Below are 20,928 nucleotides of genomic sequence, written 5' to 3'. Positions count from 1 at the left end.
GGGAACGCCCGCGGCCTGCACGTGGGGCTTGGTGCTACTTGCTCAGGGTGGCGTACCGGAACTTGAACGAGGCGTCGAGGGTCAGGCCCTTGACGTCCTTGCCGGCGACCGCGACGGACTTGCCCTGCAGCAGCGGCAGCGTCGAGATCTGGGTGGCCTCGCGTTCCTGGGCCTGCTCGATCAGGTCAGCACGCTTGTCCGGGTCGGACTCGGCCTGCTCCTTCGCGATGAGGTCCTGGATCTCCGGGTCGTCGTAGTGGTTCTGGACGAAGTTCTCCTTGGTGAAGAACGGCGACAGGTAGTTGTCGGCGTCGGAGAAGTCCGGGAACCAGCCGAGCTGGTAGACGGGGTAGGCGTCCTTGGTGCGCTCCTGGGCGTAGGTCGTGTAGACCGTGGACTGGATGTTGACGGTGAACAGGCCGGAGTCCTCGAGCTGCTGCTTGAGCAGCGCGTACTCGTCGTCCGACGCCGAACCGTAGTGGTCGGGCGCGTACTGGATGTCGAGCTGCACCTTGCCCGTGACGCCGGCGTCCGACAGCGTCTTCTTCGCCTTGGACACGTCTGCGCCGCCGTCGCCGTCGCCGTACATCTCCTTGAACGGCTGGACCGCGCCGGTCAGGCCGTCCGGGACCATCGAGTACAGCGGGGTGAAGGTGTCGTTGTAGACCTCCTTCGCGAGCTGGGCACGGTCGACGACGTCGGCAGCGGCCTGACGCACGGCCAGGGCCTTCGCCTCGTCGGCGTCGTCCTGCCCGGTGCCGAACGGCTGCGTCTTGAAGTTGAAGACCACGTAGCGGATCTCGCCGCCGGGGCCGTCGGTGACCTTGACGGAGTCGTCTCCCCGCAGGTCAGAGATGTCGGTCGGCGTCAGGGAGCGGTACGCCACGTCGACGTCGCCCTCCTGCACGGCGAGCTTGAGGTCGGTCTCCTTGGTGTAGTAGCTGGCGGTGACCTCGTCGGTCTTCGCCTTGCCGAGCAGGCCGTCGTACTTCGGGTTCGTCTTGTACTGGATCGTGTCGTTCTCCTTGTAGGAGCTGATCTGGTACTGCCCGGCGAAGGCCTTGCCCTTGACGATGTCGTCGGCACTGGTGAGCTTCGTCGCGCTGAAGACGTCCTCGTCGACGATCGGACCCGCGGGGCTCGAGAGCACCTGCGGCCAGGTCTGGTCGGCGTGGTCGAGGTTGAACACCACGGTGGTGTCGTCCGGGGTGTCGATGCTCTTGAGGTTGGCCAGCAGCGACTGCGGACCGTTCTCGTTGTTGATCTTCAGTTCGCGGTCGAACGAGAACTTCACGTCGCTCGACGTGAGCTTGTTGCCGTTGGCGAACTCGAGCCCGTCCTTGAGGGTGACCTCGTAGGTGGTCGGGTTCGTGAACTCCGCCTTCGTGGCGATGTCCGGCTCGACGTCCGGGCTCCCCACGGGTGTGTTCATCAGGAACGGGAACACCTGGTTCTGCACGGCGAAGGAGCCGTTGTCGTAGGAACCGGCCGGGTCGAGGGACGTGATCTTGTCCGTCGTCCCGATGCTCAGGCCGTTCAGTTCGGTGTCACTCACGCTGCTGCTCGCGCAGCCGGTCAGCACCAGCGCCGTCGCTGCTGCACCGGCGCCGAGCGCGATGCCGCGCTTGCCCCACTTGGTCACGGATGCCATGTCCGCTGCCTCTCTGGTCATGATTGCAAGAGTCCTGTGCCGGAGGGTGGAACGTCTGTGTGCCCGGCCAGGAACGCTCATTGGTATCACCCTGTCACGGAACAGAACGAACCGGGGGCGATTTGTTTACACCGCTGTAATGCACGGGCTGATCGCGTGATGCATGATTCCGCCGGAGTCGAGCGGCGCGTCACGCACGAAAGTTGCGCGGTGCAACCTGGGTGTTCGGGCGATCGAGGTCGCACGGACTGCCGGTTGTTGGTCCGTCGTGCACCGGTTCGCGCGACCTCGTCGAGGTGCCCGCCCCGCCCGGAGGCTCGTCCCCCTCCCGCCACGCCCCGCATCCCCGCCAACCGGTCACGACTCGCCACCCGCCCCGCCCCGCGCGGTCACGTCCCGTCGGCCGGACCCCGCCCAGCCGACGGTCTGCGACCACTCGACGCCTCACGCACGGCACGTCCTGACCACGCGCGGACCCCCCGGGGCCGCACGGACCGCCGCCCGCGGGCCCGCCGCACGACAGTTCACGCGCCCCCGGCGACGCACGCGCGCGTGTCGTGCGACCCCGCGCACCCCGCGCACCCCGGCCGGGAGGCCCGTCCCGGCGCCGCCGATTCCTCCCACCCCCGCCCACTGGTCACGACTCCCCGCCCGCCCCACCCCGCGCGGTCACGTCCCGTCTGCCGGACCCCGCCCAGCCGACGGTCTGCGACCACTCGACGCACCACGAGCGGCACGTCCTGACCACGCCCCGCACCCCCGCCGACCGGTCACGACTCCCCGCCCGCCCCACCCCGCGCGGTCACATCCCGTCGGCCGGACCCCGACCAGCCGACGGTCTGCGACCACTCGACGCACCACGAGCGGCACGTCCTGACCACGCACGGACCCCCGGGGCCGTACGGACCGCCGCCCGCGGGCCCGCCGCACGACAGTTCACGCGCCCCCGGCGACGCACGCGCGGCGTGTCGTGCGACCGGACGCGGGCACGTCGGCTCACCCCGGCCACAAGCCGCGCGACGAGCGGCTAGGACGCCTCGGCGTCGGCGCGCAACCGCATCCGCTGCCCGTCGATGTCGACGAGCTGCCGCTGGATCTCGGCGCGACGCTCGGCCTGCTCGTGCGGGTCGGCACGCTGCAGCTGCCCCAGCAACGAGGCCTTGCGGGCGAGCAGGTCGCGCTCGACCAGGGCCACGACGATGCTCCGGCAGTACGCCGCCAGGTCCTCCGCGTTGCGCGCTGGGATCGGCGCGAGAGCGAGCTCGTGGGTCAGGGTGCGCAGCGGCGCGGGCACGTCGGCGAGCAGCCGGTCGAGCCAGTCCCCCGCACCGATGACGTCGACGTTCGCGACGACGGCGTCCCGCACCGCGGCGAGCATCGGGGTCGAGAACGTGGCCGACGCAGCGAGTCCGAGCATCGGTGCCCCGACGGACGTGGGCTGCTGCACCATCGCCATCACGGCGTCGCGCTCCATGCGGCTGATGGGGTCGTTCGGCAGCGAGCGGATCCCGGCGACGGGCTCGTCGGGGGTGTCGGCTGCGTCGGTGCCGGTTCCGGCACGGCCGTCGCGCCCCGAGCCTGCGGACCGGTCGTCCTGCCCGGACCCCGCACGGCGTCGGGCGGTCTCGACCGACCGACGGACCTCGGGGATCTCCATGCCGAGCCACCCGGCGAGTTCGCGCACGTAGCCCTGCGTCAGCGAGCGGTCACGGATACCGGCGAGCACGGGCGCGGCCGCACGCAGGGCACCGACGCGCCCCTCGACGGTCTCGAGGTCGTGGCCGTCCAGGGTGCGGCGGATCATGAACTCGAACATCGGGCGCTTGTTCGTGACCAGTCGGCGGATGGCGTCGTCACCGCGCGCCAACCGGAGGTCGCACGGGTCGAGTCCGCCGGGCGCGACGGCGACGTAGGTCTGCGCCGCGAAGCGCTGTTCCTCCGCGAAGGCACGCGAGGCGGCACGCTGCCCGGCTTCGTCCGGGTCGAACGTGAACACGACCTCGCCGTTGGCGTTCGGGTCGGCGCCCGCCAGGTCACCGAGCATCGGCCGCAGCACCTTGATGTGGTCGACCCCGAACGACGTGCCGCAGGTGGCGACCGCGGTCGTGACGCCCGCGACGTGGCAGGCCATCACGTCGGTGTAGCCCTCGACGATGACGACCTGTTTCTGCTTCGAGATGTCGCGGCGGGCGAGGTCGAGCCCGTAGAGCACCTGGCTCTTGTGGTAGATCGGGGTTTCGGGCGTGTTGAGGTACTTGGGGCCCTTGTCGTCCTCGAGCAGGCGGCGCGCGCCGAACCCGATGGTGGCTCCGGTGACGTCGCGGATCGGCCACATCAGGCGCCCGCGGAACCGGTCGTACGGCGAGCGGTCGCCCTGGCTGACGAGACCGCCGGAGACGAGTTCTTCCATCGTGAAGCCGCGCCCGCGCAGGTGGTCCTTGAGCATGTCGTAGGACTTCGGGGCGAAGCCGACGCCGAAGTGCTGGGCGGCCGAGGGGTCGAACCCGCGCTCCCCCAGGAACCGGCGGGCGGGGTCGGCGGCAGCCGTGGTGAGCTGCCCCGTGAAGTACTCGAGCGCGGCTTCGTTCGCGGCGATCAGCCGTGCGCGGGTGTTGTAGTCGGTGCGCGGCCCGTCGCCCTCTTCGTAGTGCAGGGTGTAGCCGATCTTCGCGGCCATGCGCTCGACGGCCTCGGCGAAGGTGGTGTGGTCCTGCGCCATGATGAAGCTGAAGACGTCGCCGTCCTCGCCACAACCGAAGCAGTGGTAGCGGCCGACCTGGGGCCGGACGTGGAACGACGGGGAGCGTTCGTCGTGGAAGGGGCAGAGGCCCTTCATCGACCCGACGCCCGCGTGCTTCAGCGTGACGTAGTCGCCCACGACGTCGGCGATGTTGACACGCGAGCGGACCTCGTCGATGTCGTTCCGCGCGATCCTGCCAGCCACCCCTCGATCCTAGTTCGTGGGACCGACGTCGGCGGACCGGTCAGACGGCGATGTGGACCGGTTCACGGTCACCCACCACCAGACGTCGGTGCCAGGCGAAGGCGCCCTGGTCGGTCAGGCTCGCGACCTGGTCGACGACGGCGCGCAGTCGGCCGGCGTCGTCGTCCGCGGCGTGCCAGTCGGCGGCGAACCCCGGCTCCAGGTCGGACGCACCGGTGGCCGCCAGTGCGTCGAGCAGTTCGGTGAGCACGCGGCGCTGGTCCTCGTACACGGGCTGACGGTCGCCCTGGGTCATCACGAAGGCCGCGACGATGCCCTTGAGCACCGCGATCTCCCCGATGATCTCGGGTGGGGTGACGACCGACGCGGCGAAGCGCACGAGCGACCCCGAGGCGTAGGACTCGCGGGTGGCGGCCGTCGCGGTGCGCGCGAAGCGTCCGATCAGCTGCGACGTCAGGTTCTTCAGGCGTGCGGCGTCACGGCGGGAGCCGTCGTACGCGGTCATCCACAGGGGCAACGCACGCAGGCGGTCGAACGCCTCGAGCAGCTCGTCGCGGCTCAGGTCGTCGCCGACCCAGGCGTGCATGGCGGTCACGATGTCGTTCTCGCCGACGCGGTCCCCCAGGGCCGCGACGTCGATGAACCCGGCGACGACGGCGTCCTCGAAGTCGTGCACGGAGTACGCGATGTCGTCGGCGAGGTCCATGACCTGCGCCTCGATGCACCGCTGACGACGCGGAGCACCGGCGCGGAGCCACTCGAAGGCGTCGTGGTCGTCGTCGTAGAAGCCGAACTTGGTGCGCCCGGACGACGACTCCGACACCCCCTGCGCAGCGGGCCACGGGTACTTGCAGCTGGCGTCCAACGATGCGCGGGTCAGGTTGAGCCCGAACGGACGGTCGACGTCGGCGCCGGCGCCGGGCCGGACGCCGTAGACCTTCGGCTCGAGCCGCGTGAGCAACCGGAGCGTCTGCGCGTTGCCCTCGAACCCACCGATGCCGCTCGCCCAGGCGTTCACCGCGGTCTCGCCGTTGTGCCCGAAGGGCGGGTGTCCGATGTCGTGCGCCAGGCAGGCGGTGTCGACCACGTCGGGGTCGAGCCCGAGCGAGTCGGCGAGCTCGCGACCGACCTGCGCGACCTCGAGCGAGTGGGTCAGCCGGTTGCGGGCGAAGTCGAGCCCCGCGGTCGGGCTGAGCACCTGGGTCTTGGCGGCCAGACGCCGGAGCGCGCTGGAGTGCAGCAGTCGGGCGCGGTCACGGGCGAAGTCCGAGCGGCGGTTGCCGTGCTCCTCGGGGAGCCAGCGCTCCGCGTCGGCCGGGCCGTACGAGGCGGTGGCGCTCATCCGCCGCTGTGGTGCAGTTCGGCGGCGGCCAGGACCTTGCGGAACTCGGAGTCGACGTCGCGGCTCTCGAGCCAGCGGTCGGGCAGGGCGGTGCGCTTGGGGTGACCGGCACGACCGCGCGGCCCCTCGGCGTCGGCACCCGGGTACGGCGCGTCGTGGTCGAGCTGGCCGAGGAAGTCGTCGATCTCCTGCAGGCTCGACGCCATCGCCAGGCCGGACCGGACGTCGCTGCCGATCGGGTACCCCTTGAAGTACCAGGCCACGTGCTTGCGGATGTCGCGGCAGGCGTGCTCTTCGTCGCCGAAGAACTCGACGAGCAGCTCGGCGTGCCGGCGGAACCCGTCGGCGACCTCGCCCAGGGACGGCATGTAGCGCAGGCCCTCGCCACGGAACGCCGCGGCCAGGTCGCCGAACAGCCACGGGCGGCCGAGGCAGCCACGCCCGACGACCACGCCGTCGGCGCCGGTCTCGTCGATCATCCGGAGGGCGTCGGCGGCCGACCAGATGTCCCCGTTGCCGAGGATCGGGATGTCGGTCACCGTCTCCTTCAGCGTGGCGATCGCCGACCAGTCGGCGTGCCCGGAGTAGTGCTCGTTCGCGGTGCGGGCGTGCAGCGAGACCGCGGCGACCCCGGCGTCACGCGCGATGCGGGCGGCGTCGAGGTAGGTCAGGTGGTCCTCGTCGATGCCCTTGCGCATCTTGACGGTGACGGGGACGTCGCCCGCGGCGCGCACGGTCTTGGTGACGAGTTCGCGGAACAGGTCGAGCTTCCAGGGCAGGGCCGCGCCGCCGCCCTTGCGGGTGACCTTGGGCACCGGGCACCCGAAGTTCAGGTCGATGTGGTCGGCACGGTCCTCGCCCACCAGGATCGACGCCGCTTCGGCCACGGTGTTCGGCTCGACGCCGTACAGCTGGATCGACCGCGGGGTCTCGGACTCGTGGTGCTGGATGAGCTGCATCGACACGGGGGTGCGTTCGACGAGCGCCCGCGAGGTGATCATCTCGCACACGTAGAGCCCGGCGCCGTACTCGCGGCACAGCCGGCGGTACGCCATGTTCGTGATCCCGGCCATCGGCGCGAGCACGACCGGCACGTCGACCTCGATCGGGCCGATGCGCAGGGGGCCGCCGACTCGCGAGGCGGGTGCTTGTGTGATCGTCATACCTGACCCATCTTCCCACGTCGGTGCGCGCCGGTAGCGTTCTCCACATGACGACCGACGCCAGCACCCGGTTCGACGCCGACGCCCAGGCCCGCCGCCTGCCGGTCGAGGTGGTCGAGCGCCCGGCCGCGGACTCCCTGCACCAGGCCGCCGAACTGCTCGGCATCGAACCCGGCGACATCGTCAAGACCCTGGTGGTGAAGCGCCACGACGGCGGGTTCCTGCTCGCCCTGGTGCCGGGCGGGCGCAGCATCGCCTGGAAGAAGCTGCGCACCGTCGTCGGGGTCAACAAGCTCTCGATGCCCGACGCTGCCACCGCGCTCGGCGCGTCCGGCTACGAACGCGGGACCATCACGCCGATCGGCGCCACGGGTGACCTGCCGGTGTACGCCGACGAGCGCATCGTCGGACGCAGGGTCGCCCTGGGCGCCGGACGCCACGGCGCGAGCGCCTTCGTGGACGCGGACGCACTCGTCGCCGCCTACGGCGCGACCGTCGCGGACATCACCGACGAAGAACCGCAGCGCGACTGATCGGCCTGGCGACCGACGGATCGCGCCCCCGCACAGCCGTCGCGCCCCGCAGGGTCGGGTCGCAACGACCGCACGGGGGCGCGGGACCACCGGCGCGCGACGCGCGACCGACGGAAGCGTCAGTCCGGCACCTCGGTCCAGTCGCCCTCGGCACCGGCGAACGATCCGGCGTCGATCAGGCACGAATCACCGTCGCAGACCGGCGCACCGCCGGCCGTGACCAGCGTGAGCAGGCCGGGGCGCGCCTCCAGACCGGAGATCGCATCCGGGACCGACGGGGCGGACGGGAGGCCCGCCCCACCCCCGACGGTGGCCGTCGCGTCCGTCATCGGGTCGCCGCCACGTCCGCGCTCGCGTCGTCCGCAGCGCGCTCGGCCGCCGAGGCGACCTCCTCCGGCGTGGTCTCGCGGAGCGCGACCACCTGGCGGAGCACCTGCTCGAACGCCGAGGGGTCCTGGGCACCGGAGACGCCGTACTTGCCGTCGATCACGAAGAACGGCACGCCGTTGATCCCGTAGGCCTGCGCCTGGGCCTGGTCGGCACGGACGGCGGCGAGCTGGGCGTCGTCGCGCAGGGTGCTGAGGACCTCGTCGCGGTCCAGGCCGATCTCCGCCGCCAGGTCGGCCAGCGAGGACTCCTGGCCGACGTGCTCGCCGCGCTCGAAGTAGGCGGTGAACAGGCGCTCGACCATCTCGAGCTGCTTGCCGTGCTGCTTGGCGAGGTGGATGACCTGGTGGGCCTTCACGGTGTTGGTGTGGTGCATCGCCTCGAAGTCGTAGTCGAGCCCCACGCCTGCGGCGATGCCCGTGACCTGGTCGAGCATCTGCTGCGCCTGGTCGACGGGCATGCCCTTGTGGCCGGACAGGAACTCGGCCTCGGTCCCCTCGAAGTCGACGGGGGTGTCCGGACTCAGCTCGAAGGAGTGGTACTCGACCTCGACCGGACGGCCCTCGGTCGAGGCGCCGAACGCGGCCACACCGGCCTCGAACTTGCGCTTGCCGATGTAGCACCAGGGGCAGGCGATGTCCGACCAGACATCGACCTTCACGGAGTCGTTCATGCTGACCCCAACGCGCTCGTGCGCCGCGCATTCCCGTCGCCGGCAGCAGAACACCGGTGTTCGCAGGTCGAACACCCGATTGCGGGTGTGCAACGCACGAACACCGGTGTCGTGCGGAACAGGAACCCCTCCGCGCGGAACCGGAACCCCTACGCGCCGAGCAACCGCTGCGCGAGGTACCCCTGCAGCTGGTCGAGCGAGACGCGCTCCTGGCTCATGGTGTCGCGCTCGCGCACCGTGACGGCCTTGTCCTCGAGCGTGTCGAAGTCGACCGTGATGCAGAACGGCGTGCCGATCTCGTCGTGGCGACGGTAGCGACGGCCGATCGCGCCGGCGTCGTCGAAGTCCACGTTCCAGTTCTTGCGCAGGTCGTCGGCCAGGCCGCGGGCGACGGGCGAGAGCTGCTCGTTGCGCGACAGCGGCAAGACGGCGGCCTTCACCGGGGCCAGGCGCGGGTCGAGGCGCAGGACGGTGCGCTTGTCGACGCCGCCCTTCGCGTTGGGCGCTTCGTCCTCGTGGTAGGAGTCGAGCAGGAACGCCATGAGCGCACGGGTCAGGCCGAACGACGGCTCGATGACGTAGGGCACGTACTTCTCGTTGGCGGCCTGGTCGAAGAACCGGAGGTCCTGGCCGGACGACTCGATGTGGTTGTTGAGGTCGAAGTCGGTGCGGTTCGCGACGCCCATCAGCTCGCCCCACTCCGAGCCGGTGAAGCCGAAGCGGTACTCGATGTCGGCGGTGGCGTCGGAGTAGTGCGCCCGCTCGCCGTCCGGCACGTCGAAGCGACGCAGGTTCTCGGGGTCGATGCCGAGGTCGGTGTAGAACGCGACCGAGTCGGCGATCCACTGCTCGTAGTGCTCCCCCGCCTCGGCCGGCGGCACGAAGTACTCGATCTCCATCTGCTCGAACTCGCGGGTGCGGAAGATGAAGTTGCCGGGCGTGATCTCGTTGCGGAACGCCTTGCCGACCTGGCCGATGCCGAACGGGGGCTTCATGCGGCTGGTCGTCACGACCTGCGCGAAGTCGACGAAGATGCCCTGCGCGGTCTCGGGGCGCAGGAAGTTCAGGCCCTCTTCGGACTCGACCGGGCCGAGGTACGTCTTGAGCATCCCGGAGAACTCGCGGGGCTCGGTCCACTCGCCGCGGGTGCCGCAGTTCGGGCAGGCGATCTCGGCCATGCGGCCCTCGGGGTCGCGGCCCTTCTTGGCGACGAACGCCTCGATCAGGTGGTCCTCGCGGAAGCGGTGGTGGCAGTGCAGGCACTCCACGAGCGGGTCGGTGAAGGTCGCGACGTGGCCGGAGGCCTCCCACACCTTGCGGGGCAGGATCACCGCGGAGTCAAGGCCGACCATGTCCCCGCGGCCTCGGACGAACCGCTGCCACCACTGGCGCTTGATGTTCTCCTTGAGCTCCACACCGAGGGGCCCGTAGTCCCACGCGGAGCGGGAGCCTCCGTAGATCTCACCCGACTGGAAGACGAAGCCGCGGCGCTTGGCCAGGGCGATGACGCTGTCGAGACGGGAGGGCTGTGCCAAAGGGTGCTCCAGAGGTCGCCGAGCTGGGTGCTCGGTGCGGAAACGGTCCGGGCAAGACTACCGGCGATCGTCGGCCGGGAGGCCCGCCCCGCGTCCGCCCGCCGCGCTCACCTGGCCGACGTGGTCGGCCCCACCCCGCCGAGCGCGGCCGCGACGTCGGTCACGTCCGACTCGTCGTTCCACAGGTGGAACGCGATGCGCAGCCGACCGGCACGCCCCGAGGCGGTGAGCCCGGCGGCGGTGAGGGCCCGCAGGGCCGAACCGTCGGCGTCCGCGAACGTCACGATCGCCTGCCCGTCGCCCTGCCCGTCGCCCTGCCGAGGCGACCCCAGGGCGTCGCACAGCCGGTCCGCGAGACCGGTGGCGTGCCTCCAGACCGCATGCTGGTCGAGCGCGACCGCGTGCTCGAGCGCGGCCACGGCGCCGGGCCACGCCTGCCAGGCCGGGGAGACGTCGAAGCGGCGGGCGTCGTCGGCCAGGTGCATGGCGGGTCCGTAGCAGGAGGACCACACGTCCGCTCCCGCGTACCAGCCGGCCTGCACCGGGCGGAGCCGGCCGAGGGCGGTGTCGGAGAGCGTCATGAAGGCGACGCCGCGCGGTGCGCAGAGCCACTTGTAGGTGTGCGTGAGCGTCACGTCGAACGGTGCGGCGTCGACGGGCAGGACGCCGGCGGCCTGCGTGAGGTCGCAGAGGGTCAGGGCACCGACGCGTCGCGCGGCGGCGACGACCGGGTCGGGGTCTGTGACCACACCGGTGGCGGACTGCACCGCGGACCACGCGACCAGGGCCGTGTCGGGTCCGACCGAGGCGGCGAGCCGGTCCAGCGGGACGCTCCGGACCCGGATGCCGCGGTGCGCCTGCGCGAGGAACGGGAAGACGACCGAGCTGAAGTCGCCGTCGGGGACGACCACCTCGGCACCGTCCGGCAGCGCGTCGGCGACGACGGCGGCCATCACCGAGGTCTGCGAACCGGTCGCGACACGCTCCGCGGGGACGCCGACCAGCGCGGCGAAGAGCGTGCGGCCTTCCTCGACCAGGGCCCCGTACCGGGCCGGTGAGGTCTCCGCACGGGACCACGCGTCGAGGTCGGCTCGCTGGGCGGCGAGGGTGCCGCGGGTCGGCAGGCCAGCGGTGCACGCCGCCAGGTAGCCACGGCCGGCCGGGAAGGAGTCCATGCGGACAGCGTCCCGGTTCTCGCCCCATCACACCAGGGCCGGTTCGTTGTGCCACCGATAACATTGCGTGATGGACGAGATCGATCCCCAGCTGCTCCGGGTCCTGCGCGCCGTGGCCGACGGCGGGTCGATCACCCGCGCCGCCGCCGCGATCGGGTCGAGTCAGCCCGCCGTCAGCCAGCTGGTGGCCCGGGCCGAGCAGCGCCTCGGGCACGCGCTGGTGCTGCGGGGCGGACGCGGGGCCACACTCACCCACGCCGGCCAGGTGCTCGCGGACCACGCCCTGCACGTCCAGGCCGCACTCACCGCCGCGCGCGAGGACCTGGACGCCGTCGGCGGGCTCAGCCGCGGTCGGGTGCGCCTCGCCGGGTTCCCGAGCGCGTCCTCGGCGCTCGTGCCCGCCGTGCTCGCCCGGCTGGCGGCGACGGCACCGGGCGTGACGACCTCGTACGTCGAGGTCGAACCGCCCGAGGCGCTCGACCTGCTGCGCGGCGGTGCGGTCGACGTCGCCCTCACGTTCACCTACGTCGGGGACGAGATCGGGTCGGCACCGGACCCCGGGCTCGTCACCCGTGCGCTCGGGCGCGATCCGCTCGCCCTGGTGACGCCGGTCGAGCCGGGAGGCGCGGAACGACTCCGCCCCGTCGGCTCCACCGTCGTGGACCTCGCGTCCCACCACGACGCCCGGTGGATCGGAGGCTGCCCGCGCTGCCGAGGCCACCTGCTCGCCTCGTGTGCGAGCGCGGGGTTCACGCCGGACATCGTGCTCGAGACGGACAACGCGGCCGCGGTGGTGGGACTCGTCGCCGCGGGGCTCGGGGTGGCGCTGCTCCCCCGGCTGGCACTCGCGACGACGGTCATCCCCGCGGGTGTCGCGATCGATCCGGTGGACGACGACCTGGCCCGACGCGTCGAGGTCGTCGTGGCGCGCGGGGCCGAGCGGGTCCCCAGCGTGCTGGCCGCGCTGGACGCCGTGCGGTCGGCGGCGCACCTGCTCGACGGGGCGCTGCCGGGCTGAGGTGTGGCGCGCAGCCGAGTCTCGGCTGCGCGGACATTCCGCGCCGCTCAGACGGCGCAGCCTGTCCGCGGATCCGAGACTCGGCCCCGGCCCGGCGTCCGCCTCGGCTCGGGCTACGCCGTCGGGGTGTCGACCGCGCCGCCGTAGCGACGGTCGCGGCTGGCGTACTCCTCGATCGCACCCCACAGGTCGGTGCGGCGGAAGTCCGGCCAGAGCCGGTCGAGGAACACCATCTCGGCGTAGGCGGACTGCCAGAGCAGGAAGTTGCTCGTGCGCTGCTCGCCGGAGCTCCGGAGGAACAGGTCGACGTCGGGCATCTCCGGCACGTACAACCGCTTCGCCAGGGCCTTCTCGGTGACCTGGCTCGGCTTCAGGCGACCGGCTGCGACGTCCTCGGCCATGCCCCGCACCGCGTCGACGATCTCGTTCCGGCCACCGTAGTTCACGCACATCGTCAGCGTGAGGACATCGTTGCCCGCCGTCATGCGCTCCGCGGTCTCGAGCTCGTCGATGACGCTCCGCCACAGCCGCGGACGCCGGCCCGCCCACCGCACCTTGACGCCCCACTGGTGCAGTTGGTCGCGGCGCCGACGGATGACGTCGCGGTTGAAGCCCATCAGGAACCGGACCTCTTCCGGGGAGCGCTTCCAGTTCTCCGTCGAGAACGCGTACGCCGACACGTGCCCGACGCCGATCTGGATCGCGCCCGCGACGACGTCGAGCAACGACGCCTCGCCCGCCTTGTGCCCCTCGATCCGGGTCAGACCGCGGCCGTTCGCCCACCGGCCGTTGCCGTCCATGACGATGGCCACGTGCTCCGGCACGAACCGGGCCGGGATCGCCGGGGGCGTCTCGCCGGTCCAGTCGATCGGGCGGAACGGTTCGACGTCGTCGGGGCGGCGGGGGCTCATGCGGTGGGGGCTCCTTCGACAGCGGGATCGGGGTCGGGCACGGCGGGTGCCGGGGTCGAGGCCACCGCGCGCGCTGTCGCCTCGGGTCCGCCGTGGGTCTGGGGCACGGGCATCGGGTGCTCGGAGCGGTCGACGTGCGGCAGGGACCGGAGCGATCGTTCCAGGTGCCACTGGGCGTAGGCCGCGACCACGCCGGAGGCCCGCGAACGCGTCCGCTCGTCGGTGGCGTCCACCGTCGCCCAGTCACCCGCCAGCAGGGAGCCGAGCACACCGAGCGTCGCCGGGTCGAGCCGGGGAGTCCCCGGGGGCGCCGCACGGTCGGCGACGACACCACCGAGCTGCACCACGAAGGCCGAGTGCGGGCCGGGCTCCCCCGTCACCGCGCAGTCGCTGAACGAGGGCGCCCACCCCGCGATGCTCATCGCGCGCAGCAGGTACGAGTCGAGGGTCGCGCTGGACTGGTGTTCGCCGCGGGACAACGAGCGGAGCGCCCCGACGAGCAACAGGTACTGCTGCAGCCCGGCGTCGGCCTCGCTCAGTCGGTCGGCGGTCTCGACCATGGCGCTGGCCGCCGTGTACGCGCCGTAGTCGGCGACGATCTGGGCCCCGTACGCACCGAGGGACTCCGCCTGGGTGACGATGTCGAGCGACCGGCCCTCGTAGAACTGGGCGTCCACGACCATGAACGGCTCGAGCCGGCTGCCGAACTTCGACGCCGTCCGCCGCACGCCCTTGGCCACCGCGCGGATCTTGCCGTGCTGCCGCGAGAGCATCGTAACGATGCGGTCGGCTTCACCGAGCTTGTGGGTGCGCAACACGACGCACTCGTCCCGGTACAGCGGCATGACCCCAGTATCCCCCGCCCCGCCGACAGCCGCGTGCGGTGCGGGGCGGGGGCACTGCGACAAGACGCCGTCGTCTTCGCCGGACGCCGCGCACTCGTCGAGACGCCGCGACTTTCGGAGGCGCCTCGGCAACACGACGGCGTCTTGCGTGAGGCAGTGAACGTGCGCACAGACGGGAGGCGCGGTGCGGGACGGACCCACACCTGGGCCCACACCGGCCGGTACCTGGTCGACGCGCCAGCGGCGATCAGGCCGTGCCCGGTGGGGAGCCTCCTGTCTGGTTGCGTCTCAGGCGGAGACGAGCTCCGGCGCGTCTGCTCCGGCCGCGGCACCCGCGCGCACTGCGCGGTTCACCGCGGACACGATCGCCTTGAGCGACGCCGTCGAGATGTCGGCGTCGATGCCGACGCCCCACAGGCGCACGCCGTCGACGTCGAGCTCGACGTAGGACGCGGCCTTCGCGTCACCGGAGGCGCTCATCGTGTGCTCGGAGTAGTCGTACAGGGTGACCTGGACGCCCTGCTCAGCGAGCACCTTCAGGAACGCGTCGATGGGACCGGTGCCGACGGCCTCGGCCGTGACCGCGCCCTCGTCGACCCGGAGTGCCACGGACAGCGAGGTCGTGCCCTCGAAGTCGCTCGACGTCGCCGTCTTGGTGAGCTCGTAGCGGCCCCACTTCTCGTCGTCGATCGACGCGGGCAGGTACTCGTCCTGGAACACGTCCCAGATGCGCTGCGACGAGAACTCGCCGCCCTCGGTGTCGGTGTGCCGCTGGACGACGCCGGAGAACTCGATCTGCAGCTTGCGGGGCAGGTCGAGGGCGTGGTCGGTCTTGAGCAGGTACGCCACACCGCCCTTGCCGGACTGCGAGTTGACGCGGATGACGGCCTCGTACGACCGGCCGATGTCCTTCGGGTCGACGGGCAGGTACGGCACCGCCCACGCGATCTCGTCGATGTCCTTGCCCGCAGCGGCGGCCTTCGCCTTCATCGCCTCGAAGCCCTTGTTGATGGCGTCCTGGTGCGAGCCGCTGAACGCCGTGTACACCAGGTCACCCGCCCACGGCTGGCGCTCGGGCACCGGCAGCTGGTTGCAGTACTCGACGGTGCGCTTCACCTGGTCGATGTCGGCGAACGAGATCTCCGGGTCGATGCCCTGCGTGAACAGGTTCATCCCGAGGGCGACCAGGTCCACGTTGCCGGTGCGCTCACCGTTGCCGAACAGGCAGCCCTCGATCCGGTCGGCGCCGGCCAGGTAGCCGAGCTCGGCGGCGGCGACCGCGGTGCCGCGGTCGTTGTGCGGGTGCAGCGACAGGATGACGTCCTGGCGGTGGGCGAGGCGGCGCGACATCCACTCGATCGAGTCCGCGTAGACGTTCGGCGTGGCCATCTCGACGGTGGCGGGCAGGTTGATGATGACCTTGCGCTCGGGCGTCGGCTCGAAGACCTCGAGCACGGCGTTGCAGATCTCCAGCGCGACCTCGAGCTCGGTGCCCGTGTAGGACTCCGGCGAGTACTCGTAGTAGATCGTCGTGTCGTGCTGCAGCGTCGCCTCGGCAGCCTTGCACAGCTTCGCGCCGGCGACCGCGATGTCCACCACGCCCTGCACGTCCGTGCGGAAGACGACCTCGCGCTGGACGATGCTCGTGGAGTTGTACAGGTGGACGATGGCCTGCTTCGCGCCGTCGATCGCTTCGTAGGTGCGCTGGATGAGGTGCTCACGCGCCTGGGTCAGCACCTGGATCGTGACGTCGTCGGGGATCGCGCCCTCGTCGATCAGCGACCGGACGAAGTCGAAGTCGGTCTGCGAGGCGCTCGGGAACCCGACCTCGATCTCCTTGTAGCCCATCCGGACGAGGAGGTCGAACATCGCGCGCTTCCGCTCGGCGTCCATCGGGTCGATGAGGGCCTGGTTGCCGTCACGCAGGTCGACGGCACACCAGCGCGGGGCCTTGTCGATGCGCTTCGTGGGCCACGTGCGGTCCGGCAGCTCGACGGCGATCTGCTCGTGGAAGGGGACGTACTTGTGGATCGGCATCCCGGAGGGCTGCTGCGTGTTCTGCATCGTTCTTCGCTTTCGTCGCGTGTTCGTGAGCCGGTGTTCGTGGGCTCTGGTCAGTGCGGCCACGACGGACTCCGCGACGAGGTGGGCCGGAGTGTCAGGCCTCGTCGCGGCAGCGAAGGAGGAGCAGTGCGGAGTACATCGGGACCCACGGTAGCACCGGAGCAGCGGGCAGGCGCAAGCGTGTGACGCAGGACCTCGGCGCGCTCGAGCGGGGATGCAGGCTGGCGTGCCGAGCGGGTTGCCGAGTGGCTCCGAGCAGCTCCGAGCGGTCACGACATGCCGCGGGTCGGTCGCCGAGTGGTCACGTTCTGTCGCCCGGACCGCGTCCAGACGACAGTTCGAGACCACTCGGCGGACGTGAGCGGCGTGGCCGCGCCGTGCAGAGGACGTCGGCGTGACGCCACGACGAGACGGGAGGCCCGGTGCCAGCTGGCACCGGGCCTCCCGTCTCGTCGTGTGGTGCGCCGAGGGCGCCGGGTCAGTCGACCGCGAGCGCCTCGGTCGGCGGGACGCGCATCGCGCGGCGCACCGGGGCGATGGTCGCGACGACCGCCAGGACCAGCGCGCCGACCACCACGATGCCGATCGTCAGCGGTGGGAGCACCGGCGACACGGGAGTCCCGAGCGAGCCGAGGAGCGTCTGCCCGCCGACCCAGCCGTACAGGGTGCCGAGCGCGAGACCCGAGACGACGGCCGCGACGACCATCTGTACGGCCTCGGTGACGATCATCCGGCGCACCTGGGCACCGGTCAGGCCGAGCACGCGGAGCAGCCCGAGTTCGCGTCGACGCTGGAGCACCCCGAGTGCCAGGGCGTTCACGACCCCGACGGCGGCGATCACGGCGGAGAACCCGACGATCACGCTGACGACGGCGTTGATCTGCACGAACAGGTCACGCTGCGCCTCGATCATCGCCGGTGTGGCACTCCCCTCGCTCAACGCGCGCATCTGGGTCTCGAGCACGTGCTGCATGATCCCGAGCGCCACCGCGAAGGTGACGAGCAGGGTGACACCGATGACGAGCCCGATGGTCGCCCGCGAGGACCGCCCCGGCGCCCGCATCGCGTTGCGCCCGGCGAGCAGGACCACCGGGTCGTGCGAGCCGATGCGCCCGATGAGCTGCAGCACGGGCGGCATCACGATCGTCGCCCCGACCGCGACCCCGGCGAAGGAGACGAACCCGCCCAGCGCCGCCGGCAGGACCGCGACCGGGGACACCGAGCTGACGGCGAGCCCGAGCGCCATCAGCAGCGCACCGCCGGCCATGAGCACGATCGCCCAGACCTTGCGGGCGGTGCCGGACCGGACGTCGTCGTGGCTGGGCTCGACGGACGACGAGAGCGCTTCGAGCGGGGTGACGGTGAGCACGCGACGCGACCCGGACGCGAAGGCGCCCCAGGTGGCGAGGACGACGGCAACGACCGGCAGGACGAGCTCCCACGGCACGTACGTGTACTCGGTGTCGGGCAGGACACCGTTGCCCCGCAGGACGACGACGAAGAGTGCCGAGAGTGCGGTCCCGACGACGGCACCGATGACCCCGCCGAGCACGCCGACGACCAGACCGGTCCGGGTGATCCGCGCACGGAGCGTGGCTCCGGTCGCCCCGACGAGCCGCTGCAGCGCGATGATCCGGGTCTGCCCGGCGATCAGGGTGGCGCAGGTGTTCGCGGTGACGATCGCGCCGACGTAGAGCGCGATGCCGAGGAACAACCACCCGACCACGGACAGGATCGCCTTGATCGGCCCGAGGTCGGCGACGCCGGCTGCTCGGAGCGCTTCGGTGACGATGCCCGGTGCGATGACCAGGGCGGAACCGAACGTGGTGCCGAGGGCGGCGACCAGGACGGTGGGGGCGAAGGAGCGGACGCCGTTCACGCTGCCGCCTCCATCCCGAGCATCGTGGTGGAGATCGCGCCGGCGTCCATCGCCGGGCGGTCGGCGACGATCCGGCCGTCGGCCAGGAACAGGATGCGGTCGGCGTTCGCGGCGGCCACCGGGTCGTGCGTGACCATGACGACGCTCTGGCCCCATTCCTGCACGGCACCGCGCAGGATCGACAGGACGTCGCGACCCGTGCGGGAGTCGAGGGCACCGGTCGGCTCGTCGGCGACGACCACCGCCGGTCGCGAGGCGAGGGCCCGCGCGATGGCGACGCGCTGCTGCTGCCCGCCGGAGAGCTGGTGCGGCCGGTGGGTCAGCCGGTTGCCGAGTCCGAGCATCTCGACCAGACGGTCGATCCAGGCGGTCTCCTCGCGCGAGGGCTTGTGCCCACCGAGCAGGAACGGCAGCCGGATGTTCTCGCTGACATCGAGCGTCGGGACGAGGTTGAACGACTGGAAGACGAAGCCCAGTCGGCGACGGCGCAGCTCGGTGAGGTCCTTGTCGCCCAGCGCCGTGATGTCGACGCCGTCGATGTGGATCCGGCCGGTGGTCACGGCGTCGAGGCCGGCCGCGACGTGCATGAGCGTCGACTTGCCGGACCCGGACGGCCCCATCACCGCGGTGAACTCCCCCGCGCCGATGTCGACGCTGACGTCATCGAGCGCGGTGACGCGTCGGGCGGCGTCGCCGTAGTGCTTGGACACGTGGTCGAGGCGGATGATCGGAGCGTGGCTGGTGGTCATGCATCCACGATGGCCGCCGCCGGCCCCGTCACGCGTCGCTCGGACGGCTCCTGTTGATCGTCCGCTCGGCTCGGTTGTCTGTGGAGGGGTCATCCGTCGGGATGACCCGGCGTCACTCGGCCTTGGTGACGAGCCCGTGTTCGTGGGCGAAGACGACGAGACGGACCCGGTCGCGGAGCTCGAGCTTCGTCAGGACCCGCGAGATGTGCGTCTTCACGGTCGCCTCGCTGACGTACTCGTGCTGGGCGATCTCGCTGTTGCTGAAGCCGCGGGCGGCCAGGTCGAAGATCTCGCGCTCACGCGGGGTGAGGTCGGAGAAGGCCGCGGGCACCGCAGCGGCGCGTCCGACCGAGTCGTCGTACCGTCGCAGGAGCTCACGGGTCGCCGAGGCGGCGAACACCGCGGTGCCGGCGTGCACGGTGCGGACCGCGGCGAGCAGGAACTCGGGGTCGGCGTCCTTGAGCACGAACCCGCTCGCTCCGGCACGGATGGCCTTGGCGGCGGCCTCGTCGAAGTCGAACGTCGTCAGCACGAGGACCTTCGCGCCGTCGGTGCCGGACTGCTCGACGATGTGGCCGGTCGCCGTGATGCCGTCCATCACGGGCATCCGGACGTCCATCAGCACCACGTCGGGGCGGGTCCGGCGGACGAGCTCGACCCCCTCGGCCCCGTCGCCGGCCTCGCCGACGAACCGCAGGTCGGGCTGCGAGTCGATGAGCATCCGGATGCCGGTGCGGAAGAGCGCTTGGTCGTCGACGAGGGCGACGCGGATCGCATGATCGTCGGTCGGGGTCGTGGTCATCGGGCGCTGCGCTCCTGCTCGGTGGGGGTGATGCGACCGCGGGGCATCTGCCCACTGGCCGGGACGGTCGGCATCCGGACGGCGACCGCGAAGTCGTCGCCCCGGGCTCCTGCGGTCATCGTGCCACCGGTCATCACGGCGCGCTCGCGCATGCCGACCAGTCCGTGGCCCGTGCCCGGGCCGCGGACGCCGTCGTCGGCTCGGCGGTTCACGACGGCGATCTCGACCGTGTCCGGTCGGTAGGTCAGAGCGGCGTGCACCGGACTGCCCGGCTCGCCGTGCTTGTACGCGTTCGTCAGGCTCTCCTGCACGATCCGGTACACCGCGAGCTGCGTGGTGGTCGGCAACCCGCCGGGGTCGCCCTCGCGCTCCACCCGGACGTCGAGCCCGAGTTGGCGCATCTCGTCGACGAGCCGGTCGATGTCGTCGATCTCGGGCGTCGGCGCGGTCCCCTGCTCGTGCCGGAGCGCGCCGAGGAGTTCACGGACATCACCGAGCGCCCGCCGGGCCGTCGTCGAGATGGTGCTGAGCGCTTGATCGGCGACGGCGGGGTCGGCCTTCAGCGCGTACCGGGCGCCGTCGGACTGCGCGATGACGACCGCGAGCGAGTGGGCGACGATGTCGTGCATGTCGCGGGCGATCCGGACACGCTCCTGCTCGACGGCCACGGCCCGGTCGGCCCGCGCGGCGTCACGCTCGGCGAGCAGCTGGGCTTCGCGGCTCATGCTCGCCGACCGACGGGTCCGGACCACGAGCCCGGCGAGCCAGGGCAACAGGAGCAGGAGCAGGACGACGGCGAAGAACGAGAACGTGACCTGCAGCGACTCCTGCAGCGGGGTCGAGGCGGTCTCGTACGTGAGCCGGTTCTGGTAGTCGTCGAAGCCCAGGTAGGCCGCCGCGGTCACCGAACCGACGATCGCCGACACGAGTCCGGCCAGCCGCACACGACGGCTGCCGTACGCACTCGTCGTGTACATCACGCCGGCGATGAACGCGTTCGAGACGTCCGGCACCTGCAGGGTGACCATCTCGAAGACCGCGAACGCCCACGCCACGGCCAGTGCCAGCCCCGGTGACGACCGACGGAGCGCCAGGGCGGCGGTCATGCCGACGACCGTGATCACCGACAGCGGACCGTCGATGCCGCGCCCGCTGGCGATCAGCACCAGGCCGCCGAGCAGCACGGCGATCACCAGGTCGGTGATGACCTGCGCACGGAGCATCGGACGGAACACCCGTCCACGGTACGGCGGACCG

Annotated in this window: 17 protein-coding genes; 2 read left to right on the top strand and 15 right to left on the bottom strand. The window is 71.5% G+C overall.

From position 1 onward, the window contains the following. Positions 1–34 precede the first annotated feature (34 nt). From BIU95_RS08335 to dusB, 4 genes are all read right to left on the bottom strand, one after another. On the bottom strand, positions 35–1,651 hold the full coding sequence (locus tag BIU95_RS08335; protein ID WP_071251412.1) for an ABC transporter substrate-binding protein: 1,617 nt from the start codon (positions 1,649–1,651) through the stop codon (positions 35–37). A gap of 1,027 nt (positions 1,652–2,678) precedes the next feature. Next, on the bottom strand, positions 2,679–4,595 hold the full coding sequence (dnaG, locus tag BIU95_RS08330; protein WP_017886693.1) for a DNA primase: 1,917 nt from the start codon (positions 4,593–4,595) through the stop codon (positions 2,679–2,681). Between the two features lie 40 nt (positions 4,596–4,635). Beyond that, entirely contained in the window at positions 4,636–5,937 is a 1,302-nt protein-coding gene (locus BIU95_RS08325) for a deoxyguanosinetriphosphate triphosphohydrolase (protein ID WP_071251410.1), read from the bottom strand. Further along, entirely contained in the window at positions 5,934–7,100 is a 1,167-nt protein-coding gene (dusB, locus tag BIU95_RS08320; protein ID WP_017886691.1) for a tRNA dihydrouridine synthase DusB, read from the bottom strand. Before dusB ends, BIU95_RS08325 begins: the two co-directional genes overlap by 4 nt. Before the next feature lie 47 nt (positions 7,101–7,147). Here dusB and BIU95_RS08315 point away from each other — a divergent pair, with 47 nt between their 5' ends. Further along, the gene (locus tag BIU95_RS08315) at positions 7,148–7,633 is read left to right on the top strand and encodes an aminoacyl-tRNA deacylase (protein WP_071251408.1); all 486 of its coding nucleotides are present in this window, start codon (positions 7,148–7,150) and stop codon (positions 7,631–7,633) included. A 119-nt stretch (positions 7,634–7,752) separates the two neighbouring features. Here BIU95_RS08315 and BIU95_RS08310 read toward each other — a convergent pair whose 3' ends face one another. From BIU95_RS08310 to BIU95_RS08295, 4 genes are all read right to left on the bottom strand, one after another. After that, complete coding sequence (locus BIU95_RS08310; protein ID WP_071251407.1) at positions 7,753–7,962, bottom strand: hypothetical protein; 210 nt, start codon at positions 7,960–7,962, stop codon at positions 7,753–7,755. Then, positions 7,959–8,693: a DsbA family protein gene (locus tag BIU95_RS08305; protein WP_071251406.1), complete on the bottom strand. Its 735-nt coding sequence runs from the start codon at positions 8,691–8,693 to the stop codon at positions 7,959–7,961. The genes BIU95_RS08310 and BIU95_RS08305 overlap by 4 nt, the downstream gene beginning before the upstream one ends. Positions 8,694–8,842: 149 nt before the next feature. Beyond that, positions 8,843–10,228: a glycine--tRNA ligase gene (locus tag BIU95_RS08300; RefSeq protein WP_071251405.1), complete on the bottom strand. Its 1,386-nt coding sequence runs from the start codon at positions 10,226–10,228 to the stop codon at positions 8,843–8,845. A 107-nt stretch (positions 10,229–10,335) separates the two neighbouring features. Next, positions 10,336–11,403, bottom strand: coding sequence for an aminotransferase class V-fold PLP-dependent enzyme (locus BIU95_RS08295; RefSeq protein WP_071251403.1), 1,068 nt, complete (start codon positions 11,401–11,403; stop codon positions 10,336–10,338). 70 nt (positions 11,404–11,473) lie between these two features. Between BIU95_RS08295 and BIU95_RS08290 the strand changes: the two genes are divergently transcribed. Next, the gene (locus BIU95_RS08290; RefSeq protein ID WP_071251401.1) at positions 11,474–12,421 is read left to right on the top strand and encodes a LysR family transcriptional regulator; all 948 of its coding nucleotides are present in this window, start codon (positions 11,474–11,476) and stop codon (positions 12,419–12,421) included. 113 nt (positions 12,422–12,534) lie between these two features. On the opposite strand, the gene BIU95_RS08285 is transcribed toward BIU95_RS08290, so the two are convergent. The 7 genes from BIU95_RS08285 to BIU95_RS08255 all read right to left on the bottom strand — a co-directional run bounded on the left by BIU95_RS08285 (position 12,535) and on the right by BIU95_RS08255 (position 20,906). After that, positions 12,535–13,332, bottom strand: coding sequence for an isoprenyl transferase (locus BIU95_RS08285; RefSeq protein WP_071251399.1), 798 nt, complete (start codon positions 13,330–13,332; stop codon positions 12,535–12,537). Further along, positions 13,329–14,177 carry a DNA repair protein RecO gene (recO, locus tag BIU95_RS08280; RefSeq protein ID WP_042540155.1) on the bottom strand — a complete coding sequence of 283 codons (849 nt, stop codon included), beginning with the start codon at positions 14,175–14,177 and terminating at the stop codon, positions 13,329–13,331. Before recO ends, BIU95_RS08285 begins: the two co-directional genes overlap by 4 nt. Before the next feature lie 288 nt (positions 14,178–14,465). Further along, a complete protein-coding gene (leuA, locus tag BIU95_RS08275; protein ID WP_071251396.1) occupies positions 14,466–16,241 on the bottom strand; it encodes a 2-isopropylmalate synthase in 1,776 nt (591 codons plus the stop codon). A gap of 478 nt (positions 16,242–16,719) precedes the next feature. Continuing rightward, a complete protein-coding gene (locus BIU95_RS08270) occupies positions 16,720–18,120 on the bottom strand; it encodes an ABC transporter permease (RefSeq protein WP_017886681.1) in 1,401 nt (466 codons plus the stop codon). After that, the gene (locus BIU95_RS08265) at positions 18,117–18,869 is read right to left on the bottom strand and encodes an ABC transporter ATP-binding protein (RefSeq protein ID WP_017886680.1); all 753 of its coding nucleotides are present in this window, start codon (positions 18,867–18,869) and stop codon (positions 18,117–18,119) included. Before BIU95_RS08265 ends, BIU95_RS08270 begins: the two co-directional genes overlap by 4 nt. A 112-nt stretch (positions 18,870–18,981) precedes the next feature. Then, positions 18,982–19,671 carry a response regulator transcription factor gene (locus BIU95_RS08260; protein ID WP_017886679.1) on the bottom strand — a complete coding sequence of 230 codons (690 nt, stop codon included), beginning with the start codon at positions 19,669–19,671 and terminating at the stop codon, positions 18,982–18,984. After that, positions 19,668–20,906, bottom strand: a complete 1,239-nt coding sequence (locus tag BIU95_RS08255; protein ID WP_017886678.1) for a sensor histidine kinase — start codon at positions 20,904–20,906, stop codon at positions 19,668–19,670. The genes BIU95_RS08260 and BIU95_RS08255 overlap by 4 nt, the downstream gene beginning before the upstream one ends. Positions 20,907–20,928: the final 22 nt, after the last annotated feature.

The organism is Curtobacterium sp. MCBA15_007 (assembly GCF_001864905.1).
Classification (GTDB): domain Bacteria; phylum Actinomycetota; class Actinomycetes; order Actinomycetales; family Microbacteriaceae; genus Curtobacterium; species Curtobacterium poinsettiae.
Note: the sequence above shows the minus strand (reverse complement) of the source record. Positions and strands in the feature narration are given on the sequence as shown.

Coding starts and splice junctions, on each gene's coding strand:
- BIU95_RS08260 (WP_017886679.1), bottom strand. CDS start 19,671: ATGACCACGACCCCGACCGACGATCATGCGATCCGCGTCGCCCTCGTC.
- BIU95_RS08295 (WP_071251403.1), bottom strand. CDS start 11,403: ATGGACTCCTTCCCGGCCGGCCGTGGCTACCTGGCGGCGTGCACCGCT.
- BIU95_RS08265 (WP_017886680.1), bottom strand. CDS start 18,869: ATGACCACCAGCCACGCTCCGATCATCCGCCTCGACCACGTGTCCAAG.
- BIU95_RS08315 (WP_071251408.1), top strand. CDS start 7,148: ATGACGACCGACGCCAGCACCCGGTTCGACGCCGACGCCCAGGCCCGC.
- BIU95_RS08310 (WP_071251407.1), bottom strand. CDS start 7,962: ATGACGGACGCGACGGCCACCGTCGGGGGTGGGGCGGGCCTCCCGTCC.
- BIU95_RS08285 (WP_071251399.1), bottom strand. CDS start 13,332: ATGAGCCCCCGCCGCCCCGACGACGTCGAACCGTTCCGCCCGATCGAC.
- BIU95_RS08305 (WP_071251406.1), bottom strand. CDS start 8,693: ATGAACGACTCCGTGAAGGTCGATGTCTGGTCGGACATCGCCTGCCCC.
- BIU95_RS08325 (WP_071251410.1), bottom strand. CDS start 5,937: ATGAGCGCCACCGCCTCGTACGGCCCGGCCGACGCGGAGCGCTGGCTC.
- recO (WP_042540155.1), bottom strand. CDS start 14,177: ATGCCGCTGTACCGGGACGAGTGCGTCGTGTTGCGCACCCACAAGCTC.
- dusB (WP_017886691.1), bottom strand. CDS start 7,100: ATGACGATCACACAAGCACCCGCCTCGCGAGTCGGCGGCCCCCTGCGC.
- BIU95_RS08335 (WP_071251412.1), bottom strand. CDS start 1,651: ATGGCATCCGTGACCAAGTGGGGCAAGCGCGGCATCGCGCTCGGCGCC.
- leuA (WP_071251396.1), bottom strand. CDS start 16,241: ATGCAGAACACGCAGCAGCCCTCCGGGATGCCGATCCACAAGTACGTC.
- BIU95_RS08290 (WP_071251401.1), top strand. CDS start 11,474: ATGGACGAGATCGATCCCCAGCTGCTCCGGGTCCTGCGCGCCGTGGCC.